At 41.9% G+C, this 13,292-nt stretch carries 15 protein-coding genes; all 15 read left to right on the forward strand.

Annotated features, from left to right (window positions below):
* The first annotated feature begins 111 nt into the window (after positions 1–111).
* The 15 genes from MHH68_RS07455 (at position 112) to ileS (ending at position 13,159) form a co-directional block, all read left to right on the forward strand.
* Entirely contained in the window at positions 112–1,050 is a 939-nt protein-coding gene (locus MHH68_RS07455; protein WP_339165684.1) for a sugar-binding transcriptional regulator, read from the forward strand.
* A gap of 245 nt (positions 1,051–1,295) precedes the next feature.
* On the forward strand, positions 1,296–2,540 hold the full coding sequence (locus tag MHH68_RS07460; protein WP_061407736.1) for an SAF domain-containing protein: 1,245 nt from the start codon (positions 1,296–1,298) through the stop codon (positions 2,538–2,540).
* A gap of 12 nt (positions 2,541–2,552) precedes the next feature.
* Complete coding sequence (locus tag MHH68_RS07465; protein ID WP_003212289.1) at positions 2,553–2,984, forward strand: transcriptional regulator GutM; 432 nt, start codon at positions 2,553–2,555, stop codon at positions 2,982–2,984.
* An 18-nt stretch (positions 2,985–3,002) separates the two neighbouring features.
* Entirely contained in the window at positions 3,003–3,533 is a 531-nt protein-coding gene (locus tag MHH68_RS07470; protein WP_003210918.1) for a PTS glucitol/sorbitol transporter subunit IIC, read from the forward strand.
* 13 nt (positions 3,534–3,546) lie between these two features.
* Entirely contained in the window at positions 3,547–4,557 is a 1,011-nt protein-coding gene (locus MHH68_RS07475; protein ID WP_339165685.1) for a PTS glucitol/sorbitol transporter subunit IIB, read from the forward strand.
* Between the two features lie 26 nt (positions 4,558–4,583).
* A complete protein-coding gene (locus MHH68_RS07480; protein WP_007499733.1) occupies positions 4,584–4,940 on the forward strand; it encodes a PTS glucitol/sorbitol transporter subunit IIA in 357 nt (118 codons plus the stop codon).
* A 129-nt stretch (positions 4,941–5,069) separates the two neighbouring features.
* Positions 5,070–5,846, forward strand: a complete 777-nt coding sequence (locus tag MHH68_RS07485) for an ABC transporter ATP-binding protein (protein WP_339165686.1) — start codon at positions 5,070–5,072, stop codon at positions 5,844–5,846.
* 79 nt (positions 5,847–5,925) lie between these two features.
* Entirely contained in the window at positions 5,926–6,162 is a 237-nt protein-coding gene (locus MHH68_RS07490; protein WP_008344958.1) for a YlmC/YmxH family sporulation protein, read from the forward strand.
* 236 nt (positions 6,163–6,398) lie between these two features.
* Complete coding sequence (gene pgeF / locus MHH68_RS07495) at positions 6,399–7,238, forward strand: peptidoglycan editing factor PgeF (protein ID WP_339165687.1); 840 nt, start codon at positions 6,399–6,401, stop codon at positions 7,236–7,238.
* Positions 7,239–7,244: 6 nt separating this feature from the next.
* The gene (locus MHH68_RS07500; protein ID WP_339165688.1) at positions 7,245–7,934 is read left to right on the forward strand and encodes a YggS family pyridoxal phosphate-dependent enzyme; all 690 of its coding nucleotides are present in this window, start codon (positions 7,245–7,247) and stop codon (positions 7,932–7,934) included.
* Between the two features lies 1 nt (position 7,935).
* Complete coding sequence (gene sepF, locus MHH68_RS07505; protein WP_003212271.1) at positions 7,936–8,394, forward strand: cell division protein SepF; 459 nt, start codon at positions 7,936–7,938, stop codon at positions 8,392–8,394.
* A gap of 6 nt (positions 8,395–8,400) precedes the next feature.
* The gene (locus MHH68_RS07510) at positions 8,401–8,682 is read left to right on the forward strand and encodes a YggT family protein (RefSeq protein ID WP_058014045.1); all 282 of its coding nucleotides are present in this window, start codon (positions 8,401–8,403) and stop codon (positions 8,680–8,682) included.
* A 53-nt stretch (positions 8,683–8,735) separates the two neighbouring features.
* Positions 8,736–9,512, forward strand: a complete 777-nt coding sequence (locus MHH68_RS07515) for an RNA-binding protein (protein WP_169056480.1) — start codon at positions 8,736–8,738, stop codon at positions 9,510–9,512.
* A gap of 26 nt (positions 9,513–9,538) precedes the next feature.
* Positions 9,539–10,033 (forward strand): DivIVA domain-containing protein, encoded by a 495-nt coding sequence (locus tag MHH68_RS07520; protein ID WP_003211323.1) that lies wholly within the window; start codon positions 9,539–9,541, stop codon positions 10,031–10,033.
* 360 nt (positions 10,034–10,393) lie between these two features.
* Positions 10,394–13,159: an isoleucine--tRNA ligase gene (gene ileS, locus MHH68_RS07525; RefSeq protein ID WP_058014043.1), complete on the forward strand. Its 2,766-nt coding sequence runs from the start codon at positions 10,394–10,396 to the stop codon at positions 13,157–13,159.
* The last annotated feature ends 133 nt before the right edge of the window (positions 13,160–13,292 follow it).

Consider the following 13,292-nt stretch of genomic DNA (forward strand, 5'->3'; position numbering starts at 1 on the left):
GAACACGCCTCTAGTATTGACTCTGTTATTTTTTTCATTTAATCTGTTTTTAACAAATGTTATTTTAGATATCATTTGTTAGGGAACACTTAAGCGGAAAGAAGGGTTATTATGACATTCCATGATGAAAGAAGGCTGCTCATTAAGGTTGCGCATATGTATTATGAAGAAGGCGCCACTCAATTTAACATCGCAGAAGCGGTTGGGGTTAGTCGTTCGCTCATATCGAAATATTTGGCAAAAGCACGTGAAGCAGGAATCGTGGAAATCATTATTCATGATGAAGTCAACCAACAGTATGGATCGTTAGAAAGAAAAATAGAACGCAAATATGGGCTGCGAGAAGTCGTCTGTGTGGAAACACTCAGCAAAGACACAACGAAAAGCCGAATCGGAGCCGCGGCGGCAAGCTTTTTATTAAAAGTGATGAAAGATGGACAAGTCATCGGGTTTTCCTCAGGGACAACGCTGCATGAAATGGCGAAAGCGCTTACGTCTGTTCAGCACTATCCATCCGTGACATTTGTTCCGCTTGTCGGAGGTGTGGGAAATGAAGATGTCGATATCCACGCCAACTATATTATTGCGAGATGCACAGAGGCACTCAAATCTAAATGTGAGTTTTTACATGTACCCGTCATGCTTGATACAAAAGAAGCGAAAGATGTCCTGATCCGGCAGCCGTCGATCAAAAAAGTGATTGAACTAGGAGAATCATCAAATATCGCGGTTGTCGGAATTGGTGGTGTTCCGCAGCATTCAACGATGGTGAAATCTTATATGACAAGCGGCGAAGAGGACATCCTTCAAGCAAAGGATGTAGCAGGTGACATTTGCTATAACTTTATTGATCATCAAGGGGAAGTATATCCCCACCCATGGAACGACCGGGTGATGGGGATAAGCCCGCAAAAGCTGAAAGAAATTCCGCTTGTCATAGGTGTCGCTGGCGGCGAAGAGAAAATTGAAGCAATTCGGGCGGCATTAGCAGGTGGATTAATTCATGTATTAATTACCGATGAACGAACTGGAGATGCCTTATTAAAGTAACTACCTAATGATATTAGGTAGTTTTTTTTGAGTCTTTAGACTCAAAAAGATTGAAAATTTTATCGATTTTAGCTTGACACAAAGTTGACACATCATATAAACTAAGTTCATAACAAATGATAAATAAAATAACAAATGTTACAAGAAACAGATTTTTGTTAATTTTTATAACATTTGTTAAAAGTTTCAGATTATATTTCTAGCAATCTACCCGAGAAGCAAGAAAACCTGAAAGGATGATTTAGATGTCAATCTATCAACAATTGTTAGCGCGAGAACGTAGTGGAGATCCAATCAAAGTAGGGATTATTGGGGCAGGTCAAATGGGCTTTGGACTCATTTCACAAATTTCTAAAATTCCAGGCATGATTGTTGCTGGTGTTTGTGATATCCACCTTAGTGCAGCAGAGAAGGCAGCGAATTTTTATAAGCAGCATGCAAAGCCGCATCACATGGTTGTCACAAATGATTACAGAGAAGTGATTCAATCAGATTCCGTGGAAGTTGTCGTAGACGCAACAGGTGTCCCAGAGGTCGGAGCAAACATTTCTTTGGAAGCGCTTAATTCAAAAAAACATCTTGTTCTTTTAAATGTAGAAGTTGATATTACCATCGGTTTGGTCATGCATAAGTTGTTCACAAATGCAGGACTTGTTTACTCAGGATCAGCTGGAGATGAACCAGCAGCAACACTAGAATTATATGAATTTGCGAAAACAATGGGGCTTGAAGTACTCGTTGCTGGGAAAGGAAAGAACAACCCATTCTTCCCAGAAGCAAATCCAGATACGTGTAAAGCAGAAGCAGATAGTAAACATATGAGTGCACATATGCTGGCTGCATTCCAAGACGGAACAAAAACAATGGCGGAAATGAACTTATTAAGTAACGCGACAGGGCTTCTGCCAGATAAAGTCGGTATGCATGGAGTCGAAGCGAATTTAGAAAATGTTGCAGATAAATTGAATCAAAAACAGCAAGGCGGCGTGCTCGATAACTTCGGAGTCGTTGAATATGTAAATGGACTTGCACCAGGTGTATTTGTCATCGTGAAGAGTGACCTTGAGCCAGTAGATGAAGAGCTGCGCTACTTAAAAGTTGGAAAAGGCCCACACTACACACTTTACCGTCCTTTCCACTTAGCGAGTCTTGAAACACCTGTTACCATCGCTAAAGCGGTCTTACAGCATGATTCATCTATTCACCCAATTGGAGTACCAGTGTCAGAAACAGTCGCTGTGGCGAAAAGAGATATTAAAGCTGGAGAATCACTTGACGGAATTGGTGGATACTCCGTAAGAGGTGTTCTTGAAACACATCAAGACATGAAAACGAACGGCCACATTCCAATTGGCTTAATTAGCGGAAAAGTCGTAGCGAAAAAAGACATCAAATTAGGACAATTCCTCACTCACGATGATGTAGAGCTTGATTCAAACACAACGGTCTGGAAGCTGCGTTCATTACAAGATCATTTATTTCAATCATAAGGGCGTGAAGCTGTGGAAAAATTAGCGATCGTACTTTGTATCATTCTCATTGTGCAGTATGGGTTATCTTTTATTCAAATCAAGTACTACCGCAAGAGCATGGATTCACTTATTGATGATTACAGAGGAAAGCAGGGCTACCACTTATTTTCAGGGATGGAGCGGCGCAAAGTTGGCCCTGGTGCCATTGCGCTCATCATTGTAGATGAATCGTATATCATTCAAAAATGCCATGTGCTTGGCGGTGTGTCGATCTTATCTAAGTTTAAAGAAGTCCCTTCATATGAAGGAAAGCATGTAGGGGCAGTGTTAGACGAGCACCATATGATGAAGCAGACGTTGAAAAAACGCAAAAAGGGGCCAGCTGTCATGCACGCACTTTCCATGGCGGCTGAACAGGCACTTGTCTCGATTTCGAAAAAAAATATAACAAATGTGAACTAAAGAAAGGGGAGATGAAACATGGAATGGATTCAATGGTTTGGAGAGCACTTTATCGGCATGTTTGAAGCCGGCGGAAAGCAATTCATGGGTCTTGTTACAGGTATCGTTCCAACGCTTGTTGTGTTACTTACTTTCACTTATGCTGTCATGAAGTTTATTGGAGAAGAGCGAGTGAATAGAGCAATTCAGTTTGCTGCGAAATATACCATTTTGCGCTACACGTTAATGCCGATCTTATCCGTTCTTATTTTGACAAACCCAATGGCTTATACGTTTGGCCGATTCTTACCCGAAAAACAAAAACCAGCATTCTATGATTCAGCTGTTTCATTTGTTCATCCGGTGACATCACTGTTCCCATATGCCAATGCAGGAGAACTGTTTGTCTACTTAGGAATTGCGAACGGGATTAAAGAAGCAGGGTACTCAATGTCAGAGCTTGCTGTTCGGTACTTCTTAGTCGGGATCGTCGTCATTTTACTTCGCGGTATTATTACTGAATGGATTACAAAGTACTTAGCAGGAAAAATGAAAGCGAATTCACAATAGGGGAGGGTTAGACATGACAAACCACAAAGTATTTGTAGCAAAAGGTGCTGGCGGATGGGGACAAGGCTTGGAGCTTGAACCAACCGGTAAAAAAAGAAAGGTTGTTTCCATTACAGGGGGAGGCATTCACCCAGTTGCACGTAAAATTGCAGAAATGACAGGGACAGAAGCATGTGATGGCTTTAAAAACTCGATACCAGAAGATGAAATGATGTGTGTTGTCATTGACTGCGGAGGAACCGCGCGAATCGGACTTTATCCAATGAAGCGCATTCCAACTGTAGACGTTTTGGCATCCTCTCCTTCTGGACCGCTTGCAAAACATATTACAGAGGATATCTTCGTATCAGGCGTCACAGAAAAAGATATTTCCTTTGCGGATGCATCAAGTGGTGAGGCAACAGTAGAAGGTCAGGATAACAGTAAGCCGATTGACAAAGAGAATTTCAAAGAAACCTATTCAAAACTGAAAGAGGAAAATCTCGAGCGTCAGGAAAAAGGTAATTTCCTGATGAGGTTCTCAAGAGGAATTGGGAAAGTCACCGGTACGTTCTATCAGGCTGGTCGTGATTCCGTTGATATGCTTTTGAAAAACATTATTCCATTCATGGCATTTGTCAGTATGTTAATTGGAATTATCAATTATACAAAAATTGGTGACTTGATTGCCCATTTTCTATCACCACTGGCAGGATCTATATGGGGACTCTTACTCCTCGTTGTGGTTTGTACATTGCCATTCCTATCACCTGTCTTAGGACCTGGTGCAGTCATTGCACAAGTAATTGGTGTTCTCATTGGTAGTCAAATTGCACTAGGGAATATCCCGCCTCAATTTGCACTTCCTGCACTATTTGCCATCAACGGTCAAGTAGGGTGTGATTTCATTCCAGTTGGGCTATCACTTGGTGAAGCGAAGCCGGAAACGGTACAATATGGAGTACCAGCTGTTTTGTATAGCCGTCTCATTACAGGGGTTCTATCTGTTGTGATCGCATACGCTGCCAGCTTTGGTATGTATTAAACGTATTAAAGGAGGAATCGAGATACATGGTCACACAATCTGTCGTAAAAGAAATCGGGATTTTAGTCCCGCAATTTAAAGAAGATAAGCTGATTGTTTTATTTGGACCCGCAGCGCCGCAGGAATTAAGAGATATGTCCGTCATTCATGAGTTCGAACATTTAGAAGAAGAGCCGTTGAAACTGGGCGGTACCATTCAAGTGGGTGATCAAACGTACACGATTACAGCCCTCGGCAATAAAGCAAATGACAACTTTAAAGAGCTCGGCCATATTTCGATTTACTTCCAAGAGCCGTTTGATGATGTATTACCGGGAGCTGTCTTTGCATCTCCGCACACGTTTCCTGATATAAAAGAAGGCGTAAGAATTGAAATTTCGTAACGTTAAAGAAAAGCTGTTCCTCAAAAGGAGCAGCTTTTTTATATGAGGTTTACCAGAAAGAGCAATTGCGATATGCTATAAACATTCATTATTTGTTTATTCAGAATTTTTACTCAGGAGGAAACGATGGTGTCACTTGAATTAAAGAATGTTTCTTTAAAACGAAATGGAAAATGGTTGCTTCAGTCTGTTGACTGGCAGGTGACCAAAGAGGAGCACTGGGTGCTTTATGGTTTAAATGGTGCGGGGAAAACCGCTTTATTAAATATGCTCTGCTCATATTATTTCCCTACATCAGGTGAGATGACGGTGCTGGGACATGTCTTTGGCAAGGAGGCTCTTGGCGAAAAGCTCAGGAAGAAAATTGGCCTCATTTCTGCGGGACTTGAAAAGAAACTGCACAGAGACGACAATGCATTTGAAATTGTTCTCAGCGGGGCATTTGCCTCCATCGGGCTTTATGAAACCCCGACAGATGAGATAAGAGAGAAAGCCATTGATCTATTAAAAGCATTTGGTTCGTTCAAATATGCGAACCGGACATATGAAACACTCTCACAAGGAGAAAAGCAGAAAGTCCTGATTGCGAGGGCTTTAATGAATGATCCTAAGCTCCTGATTTTAGATGAGCCTGTGACGGGTCTTGATTTTTTAGCAAGAGAACAGGTGCTAGAGACCATCTCATTCATTGCTTCAAAGCCTGATGCGCCTACTTTGCTTTACACGACCCATCATGCAGAAGAGATTTTGCCTGTTTTTCAGCACACCCTATTATTAAAAGAGGGGTCTGTTTTTGATCAAGGGAAAACAAAAGAGATGATGACAAGCAACTTGCTTTCTTCCTTCTTTGAATGCCCGGTAGATGTGATGTGGAGAAATGGGCGTCCTCACTTAAGTAAATTGTAGATAAAAGAAACTATTGGTATGCGTCCCTGCTTTTCCATCATACATATTATAGTAGAAAACGAAAGGCGGGGAAGGACAGATGATCAGTATTTCTGAATTCCAAATCAAGGATGTTGTCGATGTGTCAAGCGGAAAAAAACTAGGCACCATTGGGGACATTGATATCAATGTTACGAGCGGTAAAATACAAGCAATCATTATCGGCGGCACAGGTAAAATGATGGGATTTTTCGGAAAAGAAGAGGAAATGATTGTGCCGTGGCGAAATATAGTAAAAATTGGCGAAGATGTGATACTTGTCCGATTGTCTTCTTAAAATTCGTATAACTCCTCAATGAATCATTCAATGATCCTTAACATAAGCTCTCCATTCTCAGCAAACAATGTCTTTTTCGGGTAAAAAGATTACGTTTTCATATCAATTTGCAAAAAAACCTGTAGAAAGGGCACATTTGAGTGTAATATTTAATGAATCCCACTAACTGTCTACGCATGTCTTGTGGTAAAATAGGAGCGATATAAAGAGAGATGAATGAAAGGTGGTAGGCAGCTTTGACACACAATTATGACCCCTTTCAGCAGAAATCACCTGATGCAATGATGATTCATGATTGGACGAACATGACATGTTCTGGTAAAGAGGTATTGGCCGGATTTACGACAAAAAATGGCGGCTTCAGCCTTTCTCCATATCAATCATTGAACACTGGACTCCATGTAGGAGATGATGCTTCTAGTGTCCAAATGAATCGTCAAGTCATAGCAGATGCTACTGCTGTGCCGCTCTCTGATTGGGTGTTTGCAGATCAAACACACGAGGACCGCATCAAGAAAGTCACCAAGGAGCAAAGAGGAAGAGGAAGTCTTCATTATCATGAGGCACTGCCTGGAACAGACGGCTTATATACGTCTGAAGCGAACATCATGCTCGCTCTTTGTTTCGCCGATTGTGTTCCGCTTTATTTTCTAGCTCCGCAACATGGACTCATCGGAACAGCCCATGCCGGATGGAAAGGAACCGTTAAGCAAATTGGTGCAAAGATGGTAGATCTATGGGTCAATCAAGAAGGTGCTAAGACCGATCAAATACAAGTCGTCATTGGACCATCCATTGGCAGCTGCTGCTACATAGTTGATGATGTGGTCTTGAATCAAGTGAAACAGCTTCCCTTTTCTACAGTGGATGTGTATTCCGAGATATCACAAGGACAATATAAATTAGACTTAAAAACATTAAACAAAAACGTATTGCTTCATGCAGGGATGATAGAAGAAAACATACATGTCAGTTCGATGTGCACAAGCTGCAATGATCAGCTATTCTTCTCACACCGGCGTGATCAAGGGAAAACAGGACGTATGATGTCTTTTGTCGGGTTTAAGGAGGCATAAGAGCAATTGAATGTAAGAGAGAATCTCAGACAATTAAATGAACAAATAAACGAAGCATGTAAAAGAGCCGGTCGAAACCCAGACGATGTATCAGTCGTCGCTGTCACAAAATATGTCTCAATTGAACGAGCACAAGAAGCCAAGGAAGCAGGAATTTTGCATTTTGGTGAAAATCGTGACCAAGGGTTACTTGAAAAACAAGCGGCTATAACCGATGAAAGCATTAGCTGGCACTTCATCGGCAGTTTACAAACACGAAAAGTAAAATCTGTCATTCAGACCATTGACTACTTACATTCGCTCGACAGGATTTCTCTTGCGAATGAAATTGAAAAAAGAGCGGATCACACGGTTCGCTGTTTTGTACAAGTGAATACATCACTGGAGGAGTCAAAGCGCGGCCTGCAAAGTGAAGACGTGATTCCATTTGTCAAGCAGCTCGCTGATTTCAAAAAGATTGAAATTGCTGGACTGATGACGATGGCTCCATTTACAGACGATCACACTGTGATACGAAACTGCTTTAAAACATTAAAAAACCTTCAAGAAGAAGTAAAACATCTTAACCAAGTAAATGCACCTTGTCAGCATTTATCGATGGGCATGTCAAATGATTTTGAAATCGCAATTGAAGAAGGTGCGACATTCGTTCGGATTGGCTCTTCACTTGTTGGAAATGAAACAGGAGGTGCGTGACATGAGCATAAAAAATAAGTTTAAAAGCTTTTTCACTCTCGACGATGAAGAGTATGAGTACGAATATATTGATGAAGAAAGAGAACCAGTCCAAGAAGAAAAAGGAACGAAGGACAAAGCGGCATTTCAAGAGCGTCCGCAGACTGGGAAACAAAATGTCGTCAGCTTGCAAAGCGTGCAGAAATCCTCTAAAGTGGTGTTAAGTGAGCCGCGTGTTTATGCAGAAGCGCAGGAGATTGCAGACCATATTAAAAACAGACGTGCAGTCGTCGTCAATTTGCAGCGCATTCAGCACGATCAAGCAAAGCGAATCATCGACTTCTTAAGCGGAACTGTATATGCAATCGGTGGAGACATCCAGCGTATTGGCTCGAATATATTCCTCTGCACACCTGATAATGTAGATGTATCTGGCACAATATCAGAACTTTTGACAGAGGAAGAACCTCAGAGGTGGTAAATCATAGTGATTCTAAATTTGATTTTTAATTTTTTAGGAACGGTATTAACGATTTACTCATTCGCGATTATTATTTACATCTTTATGTCATGGGTGCCATCTGCAAGAGAAACTGCAATTGGGCGTTTTCTGACAAATATTTGCGAACCGTATTTAGAACCATTTCGTAAAATTATTCCGCCAATTGGCATGATTGACATTTCGCCAATTGTGGCATTGCTTGTGATTCGTTTTGCATCATCATATGGACTAACTGGTCTTTACAATATGATTGTACGCTTCATGTAGACAGGCTGCCGGGCTTGGCGCTGCCAGGCTCTTTTACATAAGAGGGGAACAAAATGAGCGATATTTATCAACATTTTAGAAAAGACGAACAGCCATTTGTCGACCAAGTGTTAGGCTGGAAAAAAATCGCACTCGACCAGTATCGAATGAAATTAACAGACTTTCTTGATCCGCGTGAGCAGTTTATTACCCAGTCCGTCATCCAGCATGCGGATGAGCTTGGGATCATGTTTTTTGGCGGGTATGAAGGAGCGGAGCGCAAAAGAGCGCTCATTTATCCTGAATATTTAGAACCGGCTACTCAGGATGCTGAACTGTCTTATTTTCAGGTGAACTATGCGAAAAAGTTTATTTCGCTAGAACACCCGAAGCTCCTTGGTTCACTGATTGGGACAGGCTTGAAGCGTCAAAAATTTGGAGATCTGTTATTTTCAGAGGAAGATGTGCAGTTTATTTGTACGAGTGATGTCGCCGATTTTGTTCGTGCGCAGCTGACGCATGTCGGCAGAGCCTCCGTTTCATTAGAGGAAATCACGCAGGCAGATTTAAAGCCGGTTAAGAGCAAGACTGACATCAAAGAAGATACGATTTCTTCACTGCGGCTTGATGCGGTATGTGCTGCAATCAGCCGTCAGTCTCGGCAAAAGGCACAGCTGTTGGTCAAAAATGGGCTTGTTAAAGTTAACTGGAAAGTCACTGAGGACCCTTCTTTTACAATCGGTGAAGGCGATCAGCTCTCTGTCAGGGGATTTGGCCGCTTTAGCCTCAAAACGATTGATGGGAAGACCAAAAAAGATAAATTTAAAGTAACATTTGAGCTTCTGACATAACGAACTTGAATCTGGAGGTGGCGAGGTTGCCATTAACACCTAATGATATTCATAATAAAACGTTCACAAAAAGCTTTCGCGGCTATGACGAAGATGAAGTAAACGAGTTTTTAAGCCAAGTACGTAAAGATTACGAAATCGTGCTTCGCAAAAAGAATGAACTCGAAGAAAAAGTAAACGAGCTTGATGAAAGATTAGGCCATTTTGCGACAATTGAAGAAACGTTAAACAAATCAATTCTTGTGGCGCAGGAAGCAGCAGAAGACGTCAAACGTCATTCTGATAAAGAAGCGAAATTGATTATTCGTGAAGCGGAGAAAAATGCCGATCGTATTATCAACGAAGCGCTATCTAAATCAAGAAAGATTGCGATGGAAATCGAAGAGCTCAAGAAGCAGTCGAAAGTCTTTAGAACTCGCTTCCAAATGCTCATCGAAGCTCAGCTTGATCTTCTAAAAAATGACGATTGGGATCATTTACTGGAATATGAAGTTGACGCTGTCTTTGACGAAAAAGAATAAGCGCATCACCTTGACATGACGTGTACAAGTTGCATATAATACCATCATAAATTAACAAGAGATAAACGTTTGAAAGGGACACTCGCAGTTGTCATATGCGTAATAAAGCGAATCGGGGATGGTGGAAGCCTGACATTACGAGACGCTGCAATGAGATCACCCCTTTAGTTCCTTTTCTGAAAAGAAATGAGTAAGAAAAGGCGTCTGATCACGTTACGATTTTAGAGTGGATAAGCGTCTGATTAAATAGCGCTTGTCTAAAAGGGTGGTACCGCGAGACAAGCCTTCTCGTCCCTTATGGGATGAGAGGGCTTTTTTTATTGTTTTTTAATCAGAATTTGCATATGGAGGAATGGGTATATGAACTACAAAGACACCTTATTAATGCCGAAAACAGAATTCCCAATGAGAGGGAACTTGCCGAACAAAGAGCCTGAAATCCAAGAGGAGTGGGCAGAAAAAGACATCTATCAAATGGTTTTAGAGCGGACAAAAGGACGTCCGACCTTTATTTTGCATGATGGACCTCCATATGCGAATGGTGACATTCATATGGGGCACGCCCTCAATAAAATCCTTAAAGATTTTATTGTCCGTTTTAAATCAATGAATGGATTCCATGCACCGTACGTACCGGGCTGGGATACACACGGGCTGCCAATTGAAACAGCACTCACTAAAAATAAAAAAGTCAAACGTAAAGAAATGTCGACAGCTGAATTCCGCAAACTATGCGAGGAGTATGCTTGGAAACAAATCGAAGGTCAGCGCAATCAGTTTAAGCGATTAGGCGTCAGAGCAGATTGGGACAATCCTTATGTCACGTTAAAGCCTGAGTACGAAGCGCAGCAAATTCTTGTCTTCGGAGAAATGGCGAAGAGAGGCTACATTTACAAAGGACTAAAGCCTGTTAACTGGTCTCCTTCAAGTGAGTCAGCTCTTGCAGAAGCGGAAATTGAATATAAAGACAAACGTTCACCATCCATTTACGTTTCATTTAAAGTGAAAGATGGAAAAGGCGTACTTGAAAATGGCGAACAATTCATCATCTGGACAACAACACCTTGGACACTTCCTGCAAACCTTGGGATTTGTGTTCATCCAAACCTAGAGTACAGTGTTCTTCAAGTGGGTGCTGAGCGATATGTTGTCGCATCTGAGCTTGTTGAACAAGTGGCAAAAACGCTTGGTTTTGAAGAGTATGAAGTCGTGAAAACATTAAAAGGAAAAGAATTAGATAACGTCGTTGCAGAGCATCCGATCTATGGCAGAGATTCACTTGTGATGCTTGGTGACCACGTGACAACGGATGCAGGAACAGGCTGTGTTCATACAGCACCAGGTCACGGGGAAGATGACTTTATTGTCAGCATGAAGTACGGTCTTGACGTACTATGTCCAGTAGACGAAAAAGGTGTCATGACAGAAGAAGCGCCTGGTTTTGAAGGTCTATTTTACGAGGATGCCAATAAAGCCATCACAGAACAGCTTGAAGCAAAAGGCGCGCTGAAAAAGCTCGACTTTATCACGCACTCCTACCCGCATGACTGGAGAACGAAAAAGCCAACGATTTATCGTGCAACCGCTCAGTGGTTTGCTTCGATTAAAGACTTCAGAGAAGCGCTATTAGACAATATTAAAGAAACGAAATGGGTGCCAGCATGGGGCGAAACGCGCCTATTCAATATGGTGCGTGACAGAGGCGACTGGTGCATTTCAAGACAGCGTGTATGGGGCGTTCCAATTCCGGTCTTTTATGCAGAAAATGGTGAGCCGATCATCACAGATGAAACCATTCAGCACGTCTCTCAATTATTTAGAGAACATGGCTCTAATATTTGGTTTGAAAAAGAAGCGAAAGAACTATTGCCAGAAGGCTTTACACATCCAGGCAGTCCAAACGGTGAATTCACAAAAGAGCAGGACATCATGGATGTATGGTTTGATTCTGGTTCTTCTCACCAAGCTGTTTTAGAAGAAAGAGATGATCTTGTTCGTCCGGCAGACCTTTACCTTGAAGGCTCTGACCAATATCGCGGCTGGTTTAACTCTTCCTTATCAACAGCAGTTGCGGTCACTGGAAAAGCACCGTATAAAGGTGTTCTCAGCCACGGCTTTACGCTTGATAAAGAAGGACGCAAGATGAGTAAATCATTAGGCAATACAATTGACCCAACAAAGGTAGCGAAGCAGCTTGGGGCGGAGATTCTAAGACTTTGGGTATCTTCTGTCAACTATCAAGCCGATCACCCGGTGTCTGATGATATCTTAAAACAAGTGGCAGAGGTCTACCGTAAAATTCGTAACACGTTCCGCTTCCTGCATGGTAACCTATTTGACTTTGATCCAGCAGTCAATGCAGTACCTGTAGAAGAGCTTCGCGAAGTGGATCAATATATCTTGATCAAATTAAACAAATTGATTGATAAAGTGAAAAAGGCTTATGATGATTACGAATTTGCGGTCGTGTATCATGCGATTCACAATTTCTGTACAATTGAGCTCAGCTCTTTCTATCTCGACTTTGCAAAGGATGTCGTGTATATCGAGCATGCGGATCATCCTGACCGCCGCAGCATGCAGACGGTCTTCTACGAAACATTAATGGCGTTAGTGAAGCTGACTGCACCAATTCTTCCGCATACAGCAGATGAATTATGGAGCCATTTAAGCTTTGTTGAAGAGCCAAGTGTTCAGTTAACAGATATGCCAGAAGGTGTGGCTGTTTCTCAAGCGGAAGCGACAGAAGCGAAGTTTGACCGCTTTATGGAAGTGCGTGACGATGTGCTAAAAGCGCTCGAAATTGCACGTAATGAGAAAGTTATCGGACGTTCTCTTGAAGCAAGTGTGACCCTTTATGCGACAGAAGAAGTGAAAAACCTTCTTGCATCCATTAAAGAAGATGTGAAGCAGCTCTTTATCATCTCTGAATTAACGGTAGAAGATGCGCAAAATGCTGACACATCAGCACCTGAATACACTTCAGGGCGAATTGTGGTTCAAAAAGCAGAAGGAGAACTGTGCGAACGTTCTCGTATTATTTCAAAAGATGTTGGTGCAAATCCGAAATACCCAACATTGTCACTGAAAAATGCTGAAATCGTGGAAAAATATTACCAGAATTAACAGTGTGATATGACCAACTAGCGCCCCGCCATATGCGGGGCGTTTTCTTGTTTGCAGAAATGACAGCGTTTAGAACGAAAGGAAAAATCTTATGGCTTTAAAGTGGACAGCCGGGGCAACAATATGATTATCA

The organism is Bacillus sp. FSL K6-2841, from assembly GCF_037976435.1.
Classification (GTDB): domain Bacteria; phylum Bacillota; class Bacilli; order Bacillales; family Bacillaceae; genus Bacillus; species Bacillus pumilus.

Coding starts and splice junctions, on each gene's coding strand:
- MHH68_RS07455 (WP_339165684.1), top strand. CDS start 112: ATGACATTCCATGATGAAAGAAGGCTGCTCATTAAGGTTGCGCATATG.
- MHH68_RS07515 (WP_169056480.1), top strand. CDS start 8,736: ATGAGCGATATTTATCAACATTTTAGAAAAGACGAACAGCCATTTGTC.
- sepF (WP_003212271.1), top strand. CDS start 7,936: ATGAGCATAAAAAATAAGTTTAAAAGCTTTTTCACTCTCGACGATGAA.
- MHH68_RS07460 (WP_061407736.1), top strand. CDS start 1,296: ATGTCAATCTATCAACAATTGTTAGCGCGAGAACGTAGTGGAGATCCA.
- MHH68_RS07475 (WP_339165685.1), top strand. CDS start 3,547: ATGACAAACCACAAAGTATTTGTAGCAAAAGGTGCTGGCGGATGGGGA.
- MHH68_RS07480 (WP_007499733.1), top strand. CDS start 4,584: ATGGTCACACAATCTGTCGTAAAAGAAATCGGGATTTTAGTCCCGCAA.
- ileS (WP_058014043.1), top strand. CDS start 10,394: ATGAACTACAAAGACACCTTATTAATGCCGAAAACAGAATTCCCAATG.
- MHH68_RS07490 (WP_008344958.1), top strand. CDS start 5,926: ATGATCAGTATTTCTGAATTCCAAATCAAGGATGTTGTCGATGTGTCA.
- MHH68_RS07470 (WP_003210918.1), top strand. CDS start 3,003: ATGGAATGGATTCAATGGTTTGGAGAGCACTTTATCGGCATGTTTGAA.